General features: G+C 71.2%; 17 protein-coding genes. 7 read left to right on the top strand and 10 right to left on the bottom strand.

The features are described from left to right. The first annotated feature begins 69 nt into the window (after positions 1-69). Both ACXKR8_RS31450 and ACXKR8_RS31445 read left to right on the top strand, forming a co-directional pair. The gene (locus tag ACXKR8_RS31450; protein ID WP_458267951.1) at positions 70-543 is read left to right on the top strand and encodes a group II truncated hemoglobin; all 474 of its coding nucleotides are present in this window, start codon (positions 70-72) and stop codon (positions 541-543) included. A 47-nt stretch (positions 544-590) separates the two neighbouring features. Next, a complete protein-coding gene (locus ACXKR8_RS31445) occupies positions 591-1307 on the top strand; it encodes a hypothetical protein (RefSeq protein WP_458267950.1) in 717 nt (238 codons plus the stop codon). 4 nt (positions 1308-1311) lie between these two features. Here the strand turns inward: ACXKR8_RS31445 and ACXKR8_RS31440 are convergent, their stop codons facing one another. After that, positions 1312-2121 (bottom strand): group II truncated hemoglobin, encoded by an 810-nt coding sequence (locus ACXKR8_RS31440; protein ID WP_458267949.1) that lies wholly within the window; start codon positions 2119-2121, stop codon positions 1312-1314. Between the two features lie 75 nt (positions 2122-2196). Here ACXKR8_RS31440 and ACXKR8_RS31435 point away from each other — a divergent pair, with 75 nt between their 5' ends. Then, a complete protein-coding gene (locus ACXKR8_RS31435; RefSeq protein WP_458267948.1) occupies positions 2197-2835 on the top strand; it encodes a TetR/AcrR family transcriptional regulator in 639 nt (212 codons plus the stop codon). 29 nt (positions 2836-2864) lie between these two features. On the opposite strand, the gene ACXKR8_RS31430 is transcribed toward ACXKR8_RS31435, so the two are convergent. Further along, positions 2865-3977, bottom strand: a complete 1113-nt coding sequence (locus ACXKR8_RS31430; protein WP_458267947.1) for an FAD-dependent oxidoreductase — start codon at positions 3975-3977, stop codon at positions 2865-2867. A 100-nt stretch (positions 3978-4077) separates the two neighbouring features. On the opposite strand from ACXKR8_RS31430, the gene ACXKR8_RS31425 reads away from it, so the two are divergent. Continuing rightward, positions 4078-4515, top strand: a complete 438-nt coding sequence (locus tag ACXKR8_RS31425) for a MarR family winged helix-turn-helix transcriptional regulator (RefSeq protein WP_458267946.1) — start codon at positions 4078-4080, stop codon at positions 4513-4515. A 30-nt stretch (positions 4516-4545) separates the two neighbouring features. Here the strand turns inward: ACXKR8_RS31425 and ACXKR8_RS31420 are convergent, their stop codons facing one another. Genes ACXKR8_RS31420 through ACXKR8_RS31405 form a run of 4 tightly spaced genes read right to left on the bottom strand, consistent with a single transcriptional unit; the run spans position 4546 to position 8549 of the window. Beyond that, positions 4546-5511, bottom strand: coding sequence for a pirin family protein (locus tag ACXKR8_RS31420; RefSeq protein ID WP_458267945.1), 966 nt, complete (start codon positions 5509-5511; stop codon positions 4546-4548). 9 nt (positions 5512-5520) lie between these two features. Next, entirely contained in the window at positions 5521-6249 is a 729-nt protein-coding gene (locus tag ACXKR8_RS31415; protein ID WP_458267944.1) for an HNH endonuclease family protein, read from the bottom strand. After that, positions 6246-7598 carry an AAA family ATPase gene (locus ACXKR8_RS31410; protein WP_458267943.1) on the bottom strand — a complete coding sequence of 451 codons (1353 nt, stop codon included), beginning with the start codon at positions 7596-7598 and terminating at the stop codon, positions 6246-6248. Before ACXKR8_RS31410 ends, ACXKR8_RS31415 begins: the two co-directional genes overlap by 4 nt. 21 nt (positions 7599-7619) lie before the next feature. Next, on the bottom strand, positions 7620-8549 hold the full coding sequence (locus ACXKR8_RS31405) for a LysR substrate-binding domain-containing protein (protein ID WP_458267942.1): 930 nt from the start codon (positions 8547-8549) through the stop codon (positions 7620-7622). 130 nt (positions 8550-8679) lie between these two features. Between ACXKR8_RS31405 and ACXKR8_RS31400 the strand changes: the two genes are divergently transcribed. Beyond that, a complete protein-coding gene (locus tag ACXKR8_RS31400; protein ID WP_458267941.1) occupies positions 8680-9234 on the top strand; it encodes a peroxiredoxin in 555 nt (184 codons plus the stop codon). Positions 9235-9247: 13 nt separating this feature from the next. Continuing rightward, complete coding sequence (locus tag ACXKR8_RS31395; RefSeq protein ID WP_458267940.1) at positions 9248-9778, top strand: alkyl hydroperoxide reductase; 531 nt, start codon at positions 9248-9250, stop codon at positions 9776-9778. Between the two features lie 7 nt (positions 9779-9785). On the opposite strand, the gene ACXKR8_RS31390 is transcribed toward ACXKR8_RS31395, so the two are convergent. From ACXKR8_RS31390 to ACXKR8_RS31375, 4 genes are all read right to left on the bottom strand, one after another. After that, positions 9786-11171, bottom strand: coding sequence for an AI-2E family transporter (locus ACXKR8_RS31390; protein WP_458267939.1), 1386 nt, complete (start codon positions 11169-11171; stop codon positions 9786-9788). Between the two features lie 369 nt (positions 11172-11540). After that, positions 11541-12230, bottom strand: a complete 690-nt coding sequence (locus ACXKR8_RS31385; protein ID WP_458267938.1) for an aggregation-promoting factor C-terminal-like domain-containing protein — start codon at positions 12228-12230, stop codon at positions 11541-11543. Between the two features lie 396 nt (positions 12231-12626). Beyond that, complete coding sequence (locus ACXKR8_RS31380; protein WP_458267937.1) at positions 12627-13958, bottom strand: PhoH family protein; 1332 nt, start codon at positions 13956-13958, stop codon at positions 12627-12629. Between the two features lie 151 nt (positions 13959-14109). After that, a complete protein-coding gene (locus ACXKR8_RS31375) occupies positions 14110-14904 on the bottom strand; it encodes an isoprenyl transferase (RefSeq protein WP_458267936.1) in 795 nt (264 codons plus the stop codon). Between the two features lie 151 nt (positions 14905-15055). Between ACXKR8_RS31375 and mgrA the strand changes: the two genes are divergently transcribed. Then, positions 15056-16111, top strand: coding sequence for an L-glyceraldehyde 3-phosphate reductase (gene mgrA / locus ACXKR8_RS31370; protein WP_458267935.1), 1056 nt, complete (start codon positions 15056-15058; stop codon positions 16109-16111). Positions 16112-16200: the final 89 nt, after the last annotated feature.

Below are 16200 nucleotides of genomic sequence, written 5' to 3'. Positions count from 1 at the left end.
GACACGGCAGGATGGACGCGCCGACAACTACCGACAGCGGACCCTGGCACCAACCACCGGAGGAGCAGCATGAGCGACCGTTCCCAGCCCCTGATCGAGGCCGTCGGCGGAGTCGAGGCCCTGCGCCGGCTGAGCAGCACGTTCTACCAGGGGGTCTTGGCCGACCCGTTGCTCGCACCGGTCTTCGCCGACTTCACCACGGCCCACGTGGAGCACGTCGCCGTCTGGCTCGCCGAGGTCTTCGGCGGCCCGGAACACTTCACCGAGCAGCTCGGCGGCCACCAGGCGCTGCTGCGGGCCCACTTGGGACTGTCGATCACCGAGGAGCAGCGCCTGCGCTGGATGGAGCTGATGACCGACGCGGTCGACCAGGAACTCCCCGACGACGAACTGCTGCGCCGCCGCGTGGTCGAGTACTTCGACTGGGGCACCCGCATCGCCCGCGACGTCTCCACCGCCCCGGTCGGCGAGGACCTCGGCGAACCGGGCCCCACCCCCCGCTGGAGCTGGGACGGCCTGGTCAAGGCCCAGGAGCGGCCATGACGGCGACTGCTGGGCCCTCAGGTTCGGTTGCCGCCTACAGTGGCCGCGTGGAACGCGCTGACATTCTCAGAGACCTGACAGCGAAGGGTGCTGACACCGCTCCGCAGCACTTGGCCGACCTCTCGGAGCGGCTCGGCATCCTCACCTCCGATCTGCTGGTCGTCGCGGGGCAGCCGGTTCCGGCTGAGCTGCTCCCGCCGGAGCGCGATGCCCGGGTCCTGAAGGAGTTGGCCTACCGCGCCAGCTACTGCGATCACGCGCAGCTGGCTGCCTTGGAGAGCTTTGTCGAAGCCTTGCCACGCGGCGGCCAGGACACCTCACCGCCTTCCGCTGCATCGAGGGTGCCGCTCGCCCGGCCGGACGCCGGCCCCTTTGCCGCCGTCCTGGCCGGGCTGCTGCGCAACCGCGGTTTCGGGCCCCGCGAGCTGCCGTTCCTCGGCCTGGCGCTGAGCACGATCTACGGCGCGTTGACCTTCGACCGGCCCGACGAACACCGGTGGTTCCGGCTCAGCCGGCTGGCCGGGCCACTGGGCTGGAGGCTCCCCGATCTGCTGGCCGTCGCCGACGAACCGTTCTCGGAACGCCCCGGCGTGGCGATCCACTGCCACCATCTGGGCCGGATTTTCATGGCGGCCGTCCCCCTGGCGACCGAGCAACTGATCGAGGCCGTCAGGGCGGCGGACCGGTTGGATGTGCGTCAGGACCAGGGCGTGTGGAGGCCGGTCGCACCGGGCTTCGCCGAGGAATGCCCGGACACCGGCTGAGGATTCATCCGGCGTCCTGGGTCGGAGCGTGGTGGTAAGGCGGGGTGACGCCCCAGCCCCAGCGCGGGACCGGGGAGTCGGTGTTGGGGGTGGCGCCGGGCTGGGAGTTGGCCAGGGCCAGCCGGGTGCCCCATTCGATGTAGCCGGCGAAGACCGCCCTGAACTCGGGGTCGGCGGGAAGGCCGGCTTCGTCGGCCGCGTCCAGCAGCAGGCCGGCCCAGCGGCGGCGTTGGGCCTCGGTGATGGCCTTGCCCAGATGCCGGGTGACCATGTGGCGGTAGCCGCCGCGCTCCTGGGTGTAGCGGTCCGGCCCGCCGAACACCTCGCCCAGCCAGATCGCGACATGCCGCGGGTGCGCCGGATCCATCCGCGCGAACAGCGGGCCGACCAGGTCGTCGGCCAGGACGTGGGCGTAGAAGACGGTCGTCAGGCGTTCCAGCGCCTCGGCGCCGCCGAGCCACTCGTACAAGGTCGGCGTGGAGCCGCCCGGCCCGCGCACCGCGGTGTGCGCGTAGTGGCGCATCTCCTCGATGTCGGAGACATACGGCTTGATCGCGGCGAAGAACGCGCGGAAGTGCGGGCCGCCGCGGAACCCGGCGGTGTGGTCGGCCGCCGAGGTCCACACGATGCGCAGGACGTAGTGCTCCGGCTCGTCCACGCAGCGCGTCAGTTCGTACTCGACACACTGGGGCGCTGCCGCCAGCGAGGCCGCCGCCCGGGCGTACGCCGCCTCGAACGCCTCGGGTCCGGATTCGGCCCCTGCCTCGACCTCGGTCTTGGCCGGGATTCGGTAGCGGATGTATTCGGTGATCATGAGGTGCCCTTCAGGGGTCCATGTGCCCTATTTTCAATACGATACAGGATTGCATTGAATTGTTACCATCCAGGAGTGCACCAGAAAAAGGATCCGCAGGTCGGAGCCGCCACGAGCGGTCAAGGCCGGTCCCGGGACGCCGCCATCGACGCCCGGATCCTCGCGGCGGCCAAGCGCCAGCTGTCCACCCTCGGCTACGAGGGCATGTCGCTGGCGGCCGTGGCCGAGGAAGCCGGCACGACCCGCCAGGCGCTGTACCGGCGCTGGGCGAACAAGGCCGCGCTGGCCGGCGACGCCGTGGCCGCCATGGACGACGCGACCAGCGCCCCGCAGACGCAGGAGCAGGCGCGGAAGCAGGAACGGGACCCCTTTCGGGCACTCGTCGCCGAGTTGGCGGACTTCCAGCGTGGAATCTCCAAGCCCGGACGCCTGTCCCTGGTCGGCACGATGCTCCAGGAGACCACCGAGCCCGAGGTCCTGCAGGCCTACCGGGAAAAGATCATCCAGCCCCGCCGCCGCAGGATCACGACCATCCTGGAAACCGCCCGGGACCGCGGACTGATCGATGCGGACGCGGACCTGACCATCGCCGTGAGCCTGTGCACCGGCAGCTGGTACGGCCGGGCACTGGCCGGCGACCCGGTGCCCGAGGGCTGGCCGGAACGCACCGCCGCGCTGGTGTGGCGATCGCTGGGCGGCACACCAGGGGCATAGGCCCCCCGCTGACTGCTACCCGCTACCTGCTACCCGTCCTGGGCAGGGGCGGCGGCCGGGCTCAGACCGAACAGTTCCTCGTAGACCGCGGTCCGCAGGTCGCCGCTCTTGGCGCGGGCGACCATCGCCGGACCCAGCAGACCCGTGGCGGGCGTGTACCCGGCGCCGCCGGAGGGCCCGAAGGACAGCGCCATCATCGGGCCGCCCGGCCGGTACGCGACAAGCTCGCCGCCGCCGCCCGCGATCAGGGTGCTGATGTTGGCCGCGACCACCTGGGCGTGGTCCTCGGCGGCCTTGGCCTTCTTCGCCTCCGCGATCGCGGTGACGTCACCGAGCGCGAACACGCGCTCGTGTCCCGGCAGTTGCAGCGTGGGCAGCACTTCAAGCAGCCCGCTCGGCTGCCGCGCCGCGGACAGCCCCGACCCCAGAAACCCGGTGACCGGAGCGCTGCCGTAGCAGCGGAACCAGATGTCGGCCTTCAGCTCCGCCCCCGAATCCAGGACCGCGGTGAAGGTCTCGGCCTGCCCGGGCGCGCTCGGCGGCTCCCGCGTCAGCCTGGTGCCGAGGACGAGGTCGACCCCCGCCTCGGCCAGCTGACGGCGCATCTCGACGCGCAGTTCCTGCGGCAGGTCGCCGCCGAGGACGTCCTCGCGCGGGTCGACCACGGTAATGCGCTTGTCCGGCCATGCCGCCCTGATCTCCCCGGCGAACTCCAGCCCCACCGGGCCGGCGCCCAGCAGCAGCACCGAGCCGGCCGCCGCCAGCGCCTCGCGCGTCCCGTCCAGCCTGGACCTGGCCGACGCTGCGTCCAGGAGGTCGATCCCGGCCGGGAAGGGGTAGTTGGAGCCGGTCGCCAGCACCAGGAAGTCGGCCTCGATCCGCTCCCCCGAGGCCAGGAACACGGCATCGGGCTCCACCCGTTCCGCCCGGGCGTGCACCACGCGACCGCGGGACAGCAGCGCGTCATAGGGCAGGAACATCCGGTCGGCCCACTGCGGGTCGACCACCCCACGCAGCGCGGCGACGTTGTGGAAGAAGGCGTCCCGCTGCTCGACCAGCACCACCTCAGCCACCTGGTCCAGGGCCTTGGCCACAGTGGCGCCGCCATACCCGCCACCGATCACCACGACAGTCGGACTCATGGATCCCCCATTTAGTTTGTAGTAACGACTATGCGTACTACAAACCAAAGTAGTTGGGAGTACGGCCGATCGTCAACTACCATTCCGGGAGGAGGACATGATGACCACCACAGACCGCAGCGCGCCCCGGCCGGGCACCGACTTCACCGCGACCCTGCTGCGGATGTCGAACGTCGTGCTGCACGAGCTGACCGAGGTCGCCCGCGGCTACGGCCTCACCCAGCAGCAGGCCCAGCTGATGTGCGCCCTGCTCGACGGCCCCACCGGGATGACTGCCCTCAGCCGGCAACTGCACCTGGACAAGTCCAGCATCACCGGCCTGGTCGACCGCGTCGCCCGGCAGGGCCTGGTCGAACGCCAACCCGACCCGGCGGACCGCCGAGCCAGCCGCATCGCCCTGACCGACCAGGGCCAACAGATCTGCGCCTCCGCCTACGACGACGTCGCAGCCCGACTGTCAGCCCGAGCCGCCGACGTGCCCCCGGGCGACCGGGCCCACGCCCTGTCCGTCCTCACCCTGATGCTCGGCCAGGACTGAGCCCCCACCGCCTTCGTTCCAGCACGCAGCTCAGCGCTCGCGTCCCCGGGGCTTCAGCGGCACGGGAGGCAGCGCCGGCGCGGGGATCGGCGCACCGTCGTAGCCGCGCACGGTGCCGAAACGGTCGCCGTTCATCCAGTCCGCGCGGGCCTCGGTGATCTCCTCGCCGGTGCGGGCGACGAAGTTCCACCACATCACGATCTTCTCCTCGAAGGGCTCGCCGCCGAGCAGCAGCAGGCTGCTGTCCACCGCCGCGCGCAGCGGCAGGTCGTGGCGGCCGCAGCCCAGGTAGAGCATCGAGCCGCGCTCGACCGGTACGCCGTCCACCTCGGCCGCGCCGGACATGGACAGCACCGCGTACTCGAAGTCGGGGTCCAGCGGCAGCCGGGCCGAGGAGCCGGCGGCGAGGCTGAGGTCGGCGCCGACCAGCGGGCTGTAGGTCTGCCCCGGGGAGCGGGCGCCGTCCAGCTCGCCCATGATCACGGTGGCGTGCACGCCGGACGCGGTGACCTCGGGGAGCGCCGGGTGGTGTTCGAAGTGCGGCTCGGTGTGTCGGTGCGCGTCGGGGAGCGCGACCCAGAGCTGCGCGCCGTGCAGTCGGGGCCCGTGCTCCAGCGGTGACTGCTCGGCATGCGAGATGGCCTGGCCCGCCGTCATCAGGCCCAGCTCACGCGGCCGGACGGTGGCCAGGCTGCCGAGGCTGTCGCGGTGGGTGACCTCGCCGTCGTGCAGCCAGCTCACGGTCTGCAGGCCGGTGTGCGGGTGCGGGGCGACCTGCATCCCGGGCGACTGCTGGATGTCGTCGGGGCCGTAGTGGTCGACGAAGCACCAGGCGCCGACCATCCGCCGGCCCAGGTTCGGCAGCAGCCGGCGGACCACGGTGCTGCTGCCGAGCGGCACCAGCTTCGGCGTCAGCAGCTCCCGCACCGGCTGCGCCGACACGTCTTCCCGCCCGCCGCACACCCGCGCCTGCGGCTCGGTCTCCAGGTTGCTCATGCCCGCACCCTAACCGGGACGGCCGGAAAGCCTGCGCAGGCTCTCCAACTCCCGTCGGCCGATGACGATCGCCGCCCCCGGCGAACCCATGATCGCCCGCATCGCGTGCAGCACGTCCGCGAACGGCTGGACGCCGAGCGAGGCCGCGACCGCGCGGGCCTCCGCGGCGTCCCCCGGCTCGGCCCCGGGACCGGTCAGGCCGTGCAGGTCGCGGAGCATCGACCGGCAGCGGACGAAGGCCGCGGCGCGTCCGCGCTCCAGCTCCGGACGGTAGAGGCCGAAGACGTCAATGGTCGCCTCCCCCTTGGCCGTTCGGGCCCGGTACTCCCCCGTGCTGAGCACCAGCAGCAGGTGATCGGCCGGATCCTCGCTGGTCGGGTCGACCAGCAGGCAGTGGCCGTCGGGATCCACCGGGAAGCGGTCCCGCTTGTGGTTGCTGTTGCAGTGGGTGCAGGCCAGCAGGTGGTTCACCCAGGCGAAGGCCTTGAGCGGGCTGCGCGCCAGCGGTTCGAAGTGGTCGATCGAGGAGCCCTGGCTGTCACCGCAGTACATGCAGCGCTGGACGCCGGGTGCCATCCCCTCCAGCGCGGCCCGGAGCTGCCGTCGCACCGTCGCCGCGTTGGACCACTCCTGCCGGGCCCGCGCGGTGGTGGCGCCGCCGCGGGCCAGCGCGGCCGTCCGGGCCGCGAGCCGGCGCTGCACCGCCTGGTCCAGGCCGGGCCGTTGCAGCGGGATCACTCGGATCGCGCCAGTCGCGCGGCCACCTCGTCCACCCGGGCACTGAGCGAGCTGGTGAGCTTCTGGCTCAGCGCCTCGTACTCGGCGAGCTCGGCGGTGGTCGCGTCGCCCTGCAGCACCCGCCCCTCCAGGTCCCCGATCCGGCGCCGGCCCGCCTGCGCCTCGGCCGAGTAGGGGCTCTCCAGCCCGAACAGCTCGGACAGCACCGCGTCGTCGCCGCTGCCGTAGACCACCCGCTGGTACAGCTCCTCGGAGACCACCTCCGGCGCGGTGCCGTCCCCCGCGGCGCCGAGCCGGATCAGGCCGCCGGGGTCCGCCGCCTGGCAGATGTAGGGGCTGTGGGTGGTGACGATGAACTGCACCTCGGGGAAGTGGGCCTTCAGCCAGCCGCCCAGGCGCTGCTGCCAGGTGACGTGCAGATGGGCGTCGACCTCGTCGATCAGGACGATCCCCGGGTACGGCATGACGATCAGTCCGTTGCGCCGGTCCAGCTCGGGCTCCATGCCCCGGAGCGAGCTCTCCCAGAGCAGGTTCAGCACCAGCGCCACCGCCGTGCGGTGGCCGCCGCTCAGCTCGTTCAGCGAGAACTCCCGGCCGTCCTGCTCGACCCAGAGCCCCTCCGAGTCGACCCGCAGCACCTCGATGCCGTCCGGCAGCAGGCCGTCCCCGAGGAAGCGCAGGACGTTGGCGACGTTCTCGGCCGCGCCGGGCCGGCCCTCCAGGCCGCGGTGGTGCTCGGCGACCAGCCAGGGGATGCCCTCCGCGAGCGCCGCGTCGTCGTCGAACAGCGTGGTGAACGCGGTGACCTCGGGTTGGAACCGGCGGGCGAGGCGGCGGAACGGTCCGTAGCCGGCGTGAAAACCGGCGGACGCGTTGCCCCAGTCCGACTCGGTGAGCCCCGGCGCCCCAGGTGCCCCGCTCGTCGGCGTCCAGGACCACCGCACCTGTGCCCGGGCCGAGCGGCCGCGCCCCTCGGCCGGGCTCCGTCCCTCGGCCGAACCACGCCCCTCGGCCGGGCTCCAGGCGCAGGCCACGGCCACCGAGCGCGCCCCGGACGCCTCGCCCGGCAGGTAGTCCGCGTCCGTCTCGTCCAGAGCGACCGTCAGCTCGATCCGCCCCGGCTCCGCCGACTGCCAGCTCTGCAGGTCGGGGGCCAGCGGGTAGGCCTGGGCCGGGGCGTTGAGCGCGACGGCGACGGCGCGCAGCAGCGTGGTCTTGCCGGAGCCGTTGCGGCCGGCCAGGACGGTCCAGCCGGCGTGGCTGCCGTCCGGCCGGGTCAGTTCCAGGTCGACGGCGCGGTCGCCGTGGAACCCGAGGACGCCGTCCACCCGTACCCGTGACACATACACCTGTGACCCACCTCCTGCTCGCTACGGCGAGACTAGCCGCACCGGCAGCGGCTCCAGCGCCGCGCGCAGCGCCGCGGCGAAGCGGTGGTACTCGGGGGTGCGGGCGGAGGCCGGGCGGTGGGTGAGGCCGATCCGGCGGCCGGGGGCCGGGGTGCTGAAGCGGGTGACCGCGAGCTGCGGGGAGCGGCTGGTCTCGACGTCCAGCGCGGTGGCCGGGAGCAGGGTGACGCCGAGGCCGCCGGCCACCAGCTGGACCAGGGTGGGCAGCCCGGCCGCCCGGGTGCCGCCGGGGGTCTCCCGGCAGAGGTCGAGGGCCTGGTCGCGGAGGCAGTGGCCCTCCTCCAGCAGCAGGATCTCCAGGTCGAGCAGCACGTCGCGGGGGACGCCTGTCCGCCCGGCGAGCGGGTGCTCGGGCGGGGTGACCAGCACGAAGTCCTCGTCGTAGAGCGGGATGTCGGCCATGCCCTGGCCGCCGGGGAGGGCCAGCAGCAGCACGTCCAGCCGACCGGAGCCGAGGCCGTCGAGCAGCTGCGGGGTGCGCTCCTCGTGGATGTTGAGCTCCAGGTCGGGGTAGCTGTCGCGGGCCAGCCGGAGCACCACCGGGAGCAGGTACGGGGCGACGGTGGGGATCACGCCGAGGTGCAGCGGGCCGGTGAAGGGCCGGCGGGAGGCCTCCACCTCGTCGGTGAGGGCGTGCAGCCCGGCGAGTACGCCGCGCGCGTGTTCGGCCACGCGCTCCCCCAGCGGGGTGATGATGACCTTCCGGGTGGTCCGCTCGACCAGCTGGGCACCCAGCCCCTCCTCCAGCGCGGCGACCGCCCCGGACAGCGCCGGCTGGCTCATCCCGATGGCCGCCGCGGCATCCCTGAAGTGCCGGTACTCGGCCACCGCGGCGAAGGCCCGGAGCTGGGACAGGGTGGGGAGGCGGGTCTTACTGATAGCTGGCTCCAATCAACGGATTCGAGTGTAGCTATTTCCCTGATCAGTGCGCGCTGTGTCACCGTGGATCTTGTCCAGGGGGCAGGCGAACCCTGCGCAACCCGGACGTAACACCCTCACCCTCAGCCACGAAGGAGCGAACGTGCTCACCATCGGTGACAAGTTCCCCGCGTACGACCTGAACGCCTGTGTCGACCTCGACGCGGACAAGGCGTTCGCCCCGATCAACCACAAGTCCTACGAGGGCAAGTGGCGGATCGTCTTCTTCTGGCCGATGGACTTCACCTTTGTCTGCCCCACCGAGATCGCCGCCTTCGGCAAGCTGAACGAGGAGTTCGCCGACCGCGACGCGCAGGTGCTGGGCGTCTCCGGCGACTCCGAGTACGTGCACCACGCCTGGCGCAAGGACCACAAGGACCTGCGCGACCTGCCCTTCCCGATGCTGGCTGACGTCAAGCACGAGCTGATGCGGGACTGCGGCGTCGAGGCCGAGGACGGGACCGCGCAGCGGGCCGTGTTCATCGTGGACCCCAACAACGAGATCCAGTTCACCATGGTCACCGCCGGGTCCGTCGGCCGTAACCCCAAGGAGGTCCTCCGGGTCCTCGACGCGCTGCAGACCGACGAACTGTGCCCGTGCAACTGGACCAAGGGCGAGACCACGCTCGACCCGGTCGCCCTGCTCGCGGGCGAGTGACGGGGCCGACGACATGGCACTCGACGAACTCAAGGCCGCCCTGCCCGACTACGCCAAGGACCTGAAGCTGAACCTGGGCTCGGTGATCGGCAACTCCGACCTCCCGCCGCAGCAGCTCTGGGGCACGGTGCTGGCCTGCGCGATCGCCTCGCGCAGCGCGCAGGTGCTGGCCGAGCTGGAGCCGCAGGCCAAGGCGGAGCTGGGCCCGGAGGCGTACACCGCCGCCAAGTCCGCCGCCGCGATCATGGCGATGAACAACGTCTACTACCGCACCCTGCACCTGCTCTCCGACAAGGAGTACGGGACGCTGCGGGCCGGGCTGCGGATGAACGTCCTCGGCAACCCGGGCGTGGACAAGGTCGACTACGAGCTGTGGTGCCTCGCGGTCTCCGCGATCAACGGCTGCGGCCAGTGCCTGGACTCGCACGAGCAGGTGCTGCGCAAGGCCGGCGTGGACCGGGAGACGATCCAGGCCGCGATCCGGATCGCCGCCGTGGTCCAGGCCGTCGGCGTCACCCTGGAGGCCGAGGGCCGGATCTCCTAGCAGACTGCTAGGACTCCCCGGCCGGCCGGTCCGCGACCGCCGCCCCGCCGCCGCCCGAGCCGCTGCTTGAGCCCCCACCCGAGCCCCCGCCGGAACCCGGCGGGGGCTCGGTGGCGTGCTGCGGCGGCGGGGCGGCGACCAGCTGCCCGTGCTGCGCGGCGACCAGCGCCGCCCTGACGTCCTCGCCCGCGTGCTGGCGGGCCTTGAGGTAGCCGACGGTGCTGTTGGTCACCGCGACCAGCGGGACGGCCACGATCGCGCCGCCGATGCCGCCGACCACCGAGCCGACGGTCACCGAGAGCACCACCGCGATCGGGTGCACCCGGACCGCGCGGCCGAGGATCAGCGGCTGCAGCAGATGGCCCTCGATCTGCTGCACCGCGAGCAGCACCACCAGCACCATCCCGGCGGTGAAGACCCCGTGCGTGACCAGCCCGACCAGCACCGCGATCGTCCCGGTCACCAGCGCGCCGACCAGCGGCACGAACGCCCCGAGGAAGATCAGCACCGAGATCGGCACCGCCAGCGGCACCCCGAGCAGGTAGATGCCGATGCCGATCGACGCCGAGTCGATGAAGGCCACCAGCACCGTCCCGCGGACGTACGCGGTGAGCGTGGACCAGGCCCGCGGCCCGGCCCCGGCCATGGCCAGCCGCGCCGCCGGCGGGAACAGCCGGAGCACCCAGCCCCAGATCCGCTCGCCGTCGTAGATCAGGAAGAAGGTGCAGAAGGCGGCCAGGAACACCCCGGTCAGGATCTCGATGACGATGCTGACGGTGGAGAAGCCGTAGGAGGTGATCTGGTCGCTGTTGTTGCCGACCGCCTTGGACAGCGTCTGGGCGAACTGGTTGATCTGCTTGTCCGTCAGATGCATCGGACCGTGCGTCAGCCAGTTCCGGATCTGGGTGATGGCGGTCTGGATGTGGTCGGTGACCTGGTTCAGATTGGTGCTGACCTGCCAGCCGACGAACCAGCCGACCAGGCCGATGCCGATCAGCCCGCTGAGGAAGGTCAGCACCGCAGCCAGCGCCCTGGGCACCCCGTGCCGGTGCAGCCAGGTCACCGTGGGCTGCAGCAGTGCGGTGATCAGCAGCGAGGCGACAAAGGCCAGCGCGACGATCCGCAGCGTCTGCACCACCTGGAACAGGACGTACAGGCCCGCGCCGACCACCAGCAGCCGCCAGACCACCTCGGCGCTGACCCGCAGGCTCCACGGCACCGCCTCGACCGGGCTGCTCGACCGGGCCGGGTAGGGCGGGCTGTCGCCGAAGCCGGGATCGACCGGCGGCGGGCCGGTCGGCAGCGGCGGCGGGTCGTTGCGGTGCTCGGCGTGCTCGACGGCGAGCTCGGCCTCGCGGCGGCGGCGCTCCATCCGCGCGGTGGCCCGTGACACGACGGAGGCCAGCGCAGCTCCCGGCCGTCCCCCTCTGCCGTCTCGCTTCATCGCTGACCCCGCCCCTTCCCGCCCGTGTGCGTCCGCTACGAACGCTACCTGGTGGGACGAGCGGCTTTCGGGGCGGCCCACCGGGGGCGGGCCGGCGGCGGGCCGGGGCAGGTCCGAGCGCCCCTCGGACGAATATCGGAAAATCAGGTCATTTTCGACCGATATGGGTTTAGCCGACAGCAGTCCCGGGGACGACCAGTCCGAGGCCGCCACGCACACAGCGGCCGGTTCCGTGGGAGAAGTACACGAAGCCCCCGATCGGACAGGGATCGGGGGCTTCAACTTGCCCTGAGGCCGTTCACGGACCGGGCCGGTGCATCAGTACGAGTGGTGTACCTGCCAGTAGCTCCAGGCGCCGCAGGGGCTGCCGTAGCGGGAGTTCATGTAGTTCAGACCCCACTTGATCTGGGTCGCCGGGTTGGTCCGCCAGTCCGCGCCGGCCGAGGCCATCTTGTCCCCCGGCAGCGACTGGACCAGGCCGTACGCACCCGAGCTGGGGTTGGTCGCGGTGTAGTCCCAGCCGCTCTCACGGGTGACGATGTTGCTGAAGCAGGAGAACTGGGCCTGACCCACGATCGACAGCGCTATCGCCTGGACCGAGCCCGGGCTGTAGTTCTTGGTGAGCGTGGCGCGGGTCGCGGCGCGGCTTGCGGCCACCTCGGCGGCGTGGGCCTTCGCGGCGGCCTTGGCCGCCTTCGCAGCCTTGTCCGCATCGGCCTTGGCCTTGGCGGCGTTCGCAGCCTTGACCCGGGCCGCCTCGTCGGCGGCCTTCTGGGCGGCGGCGTCGGCGTCGGCCTGCTGGGCGTCGGCCTGGCGGCCGAGGTTGTCGACGACCGTCTGCGCGCTGTCCCCGGACGGGATGTCCGCGAGAAGAGTGGATCCTGCGACGTCGGCGACCTGAGCGGTCGGCTGGGCGGCGCTGCCGGAGGCGGCTCCGACCACGGCTCCGACGGCAGTGACGGCGGTGGCTGAGGCTACGGCCACACCCCGTACCGAGATCCGGTTCACACGGTTTCCTTCCAGCGCCGCCCATGTAGGTGACCGCACGGGCGAACTCCGCCCCTGACGCTGGCCTCCCCCTGAACTGGTCACGGGAGACACGGGCCCGGAGCGTCCCGGTGCGAGCGGGGCGCCGTGGTGCTCGGGCGGCTCACGGCTGACTGTGTCTCACACGTGCCCAGTCATACCGCAAGCGGGGCCTGACAGAACCCACACCTTGCCCGAGACGGACCCGCCGACGCAATTCTTACCAACGTGTCGAAACTCACATGGCCGAAGCAGCAGAAAGTTCCGCTGTTCCCCTGTGAGACGGCTGAGCCCATGGTTACGATCGGACAACTTTGCCAAAAGGACGCCGCCGCCCAGGAGCCATCAGGGCGGCGGCGCACTTGTGCGGGGGTCCGGTCAGAGCTGGATGTCCTCCAGCAGCTCGGTGACCAGCGCCGCGATCGGCGAACGCTCCGAGCGGGTCAGCGTGATGTGCGCGAACAGCGGATGCCCCTTGAGCTTCTCCACCACCGCGACCACCCCGTCGTACCGGCCCACCCGCAGGTTGTCGCGCTGCGCCACGTCGTGGGTGAGCACCACCCGCGACCCCTGGCCGATCCTGGACAGCACCGTGAGCAGCACGTTGCGTTCCAGCGACTGCGCCTCGTCCACGATCACAAAGGCGTCGTGCAGCGAGCGCCCCCTGATGTGGGTCAGCGGCAGCACCTCGAGCATGCCCCGGGAGAGCACCTCCTCGATCACGTCCGGTGTGGTCACCGCGGACAGGGTGTCGAACACCGCCTGAGCCCAGGGGCTCATCTTGTCCGACTCGGAACCCGGCAGATAGCCGAGATCCTGGCCGCCCACGGCGTACAGCGGCCGGAAGACCATCACCTTGCGGTGCTGCCTCCGCTCCAGCACCGCGTCCAGGCCGGCGCAGAGCGCCAGCGCGGACTTGCCGGTGCCGGCCCTGCCGCCCATGGAGACGATCCCGATGTCCGGGTCCTGCAGCAGGTCCAGCGCGATGCGCTGTTCCGCGCTGCGGCCGCGAAGCCCGAAGACCTCCCGGTCTCCCCGCACCAGGCGCACCCGGCCGTCCGCGGTGACCCGTCCCAGGGCCTTGCCGCGCTCCGAGGTCAGCACCAGGCCGGTGTGCACCGGCAGGTCCCGCACCTCGGGGATGTCGACGGTCTCGCTGCGCTCGGCCTCGAAGAGAGCGTCCACCTGGTCGCTTCCCACCGCGAGCTCGTGCATACCGGTCCAGCCGGAGGTGATCGCGAGTTCGGCGCGGTACTCCTCCGCGAGCAGGCCCACCGAGCTGGCCTTCACCCGCATCGGCAGATCCTTGGAGACGACGGTGACGTCGTACCCCTCGGCCTGCAGATTCCGGGCGACCGCCAGGATCCGGCTGTCGCTGTCGCCCAGCCGGTAACCGGCGGGGAGGACGGAAGGATCGGTGTGGTTCAGCTCGACCCGGATCGTGCCGCCCACGTCGCCCACCGGAATGGGGGCGTCGAGCCGGCCGTACCGGACCCGGAAGTCGTCCAGCAGGCGCAGGGCCTGCCGGGCGAAGTACCCGAGCTCCGGATGATGCCGCTTGGCCTCCAACTCGGTGACCACGACCACGGGGAGTACGACTTCGTGCTCCTCGAAACGGGTCATCGCGTTCGGGTCGGCCAGCAGCACGCTGGTGTCGAGGACGTACGTGCGCCGGTCATGCAAACTCCGGCGGCTCTTGGAACTGACCACGAAGCCTCCCGGGCGGACGACCTGCTGTCATCCGCAGCTCACCGATCCCTCGGGCCCCGATGGCCGAGGTCACGGTCTGAGGCGGTTATTCCCACGCTCCGGCGAACCCATGCCACCAGAAACGAACTGACGCTTCATCGTCATCAGCTGTTCAGCCGCCGTAACGGCGGTTCCGGGCGGCGTAGTCGCGGAGCGCGCGGAGGAAGTCGACCTTGCGGAAGGCCGGCCAGTAGGCCTCGCAGAAGTAGAACTCGGAGTGCGCGCTCTGCCACAGCAGGAACCCGGAGAGCCGCTGCTCACCGGAGGTGCGGATGACCAGGTCGGGGTCGGGCTGGCCGCTGGTGTAGAGGTGCCGGGCGATGTGCTCGACGTCGATCATCTCGGCCAGCTGCTCCACCGAGGTGCCGAGCGCGGCCTGCTCCTGGAGCAGCTTGCGGACGGCGTCGGCGATCTCGTGCCGGCCGCCGTAGCCGACCGCGACATTGACCAGGATCCCGGTGTGGTCCGCGGTCGCCTGCTCGGCGTCCTTGAGCACCGAGGCGGTCTGCGCGGGCAGCAGGTCGAGGGCGCCGACCGGGTGCACCTTCCAGTTGCTGCCGGTCTCGGCGAGGCCGCGGACGGCCTCCTCGATGATGCCGAGGAGCGGGACCAGCTCCTCCGCGGGACGGCTGAGGTTGTCGGTGGACAGCATCCACAGCGTCACCACCTCGACGCCGACCTCCTCGCACCAGCCGAGGAAGTCGGGGATCTTGTCCGCGCCGCTCTGGTGGCCGTCCACCGTGGACATCCCGGCGGCCCGGGCCCAGCGGCGGTTCCCGTCCAGCATCACGCCGACGTGGCGGGGGACGTGGTCATGGTCGAGATGTGCTTCGACGCGCCGTCCGTACAGGCCGTAAGTGAGTTGCCGGAGCACCGGCGTTCGGCGAACCAGCCTGCCCAGATCCATGTATTTCGTCGCCCCTCCGGTGCTCGCCCCCGGGGTGTCACCCTACTCCGGGCGCGGTACAGGTCGTACACCCGCATGGGGTGCGCGACTATTGTTCAACCAGCTGACACAAAAACACCCGTCCGTGACCCGCATGAGAGGTACCACCCCGATGATCCCAGCTCCGTACCGGGCCGCCGAGACCCGCTATGCGCCGCTTTCCGACGACGGATCGATGGCCTACCGCAGGACCGGCCGCAGCGGACTGAAGCTGCCCGAGATCTCGCTCGGCCTGTGGCACAACTTCGGCGACGACAAGCCGTTCGAGACCCAGCGGGCGATCCTCCGCCGGGCCTTCGACCTCGGCATCACCCACTTCGACCTGGCCAACAACTACGGACCGCCGTACGGCGGCGCGGAGACCAACTTCGGCCGGCACATGGCGGCGGACTTCCGCCCGTACCGGGACGAACTGGTCATCTCCACCAAGGCCGGATACGACATGTGGCCGGGCCCGTACGGCGAGTGGGGCTCCCGCAAGTACCTGACCGCGAGCCTGGACCAGTCGCTGCAGCGGATGGGGCTCGACTACGTCGACATCTTCTACTCGCACCGCTTCGACCCGGAGACCCCGCTCGAGGAGACGATGGGCGCGCTGGCGACCGCCGTCAAGCAGGGCAAGGCCCTGTACGCGGGCATCTCCTCCTACAGCGCGGAGAACACCCTCAAGGCCTCGGCGATCCTGCGCGACCTCGGCGTCCCGCTGCTGATCCACCAGCCCTCCTACTCCATGCTGAACCGCTGGACCGAGGAGGACGGCCTGCTGGACGTGCTGGAGGCGGAGGGCGCCGGCTGCATCGGCTTCGCACCGCTGGCGCAGGGGCTGCTCACCGACCGCTACCTGCACGGCATCCCGGAGGACTCGCGGGCCGCCCAGGGCAAGTCGCTCGACCCTAAGGCGCTGAACGAGCAGACCCTGTTCAAGCTGCGGGCGCTGAACGACATCGCCGCCAAGCGCGGCCAGTCGCTGGCGCAGCTGGCGCTGAGCTGGCTGCTGCGCGACCCGCGGATGACCTCCGCGCTGATCGGGGCCTCCTCGGTGGCGCAGCTGGAGACCAATGTGGCCGCGGTGCAGGGGCCGGAGCTGACGGAGCAGGAGCTGGCCGAGATCGACCGCTATGCGACCGAGGCCGACATCAACATCTGGTCGGCGTCCAGCGAGGGCTGATTCCCGCCTTCTCGCCGTTTTGATTGGTACAGACCGCATGTGGAAGATCCCTTCCAGGTGCGGTCTGTACCATTTTGCCGATCAACATG

It is taken from the genome of Streptacidiphilus sp. PAMC 29251 (assembly GCF_054208735.2).
This window is presented reverse-complemented; position numbering and strand designations above follow the sequence as displayed.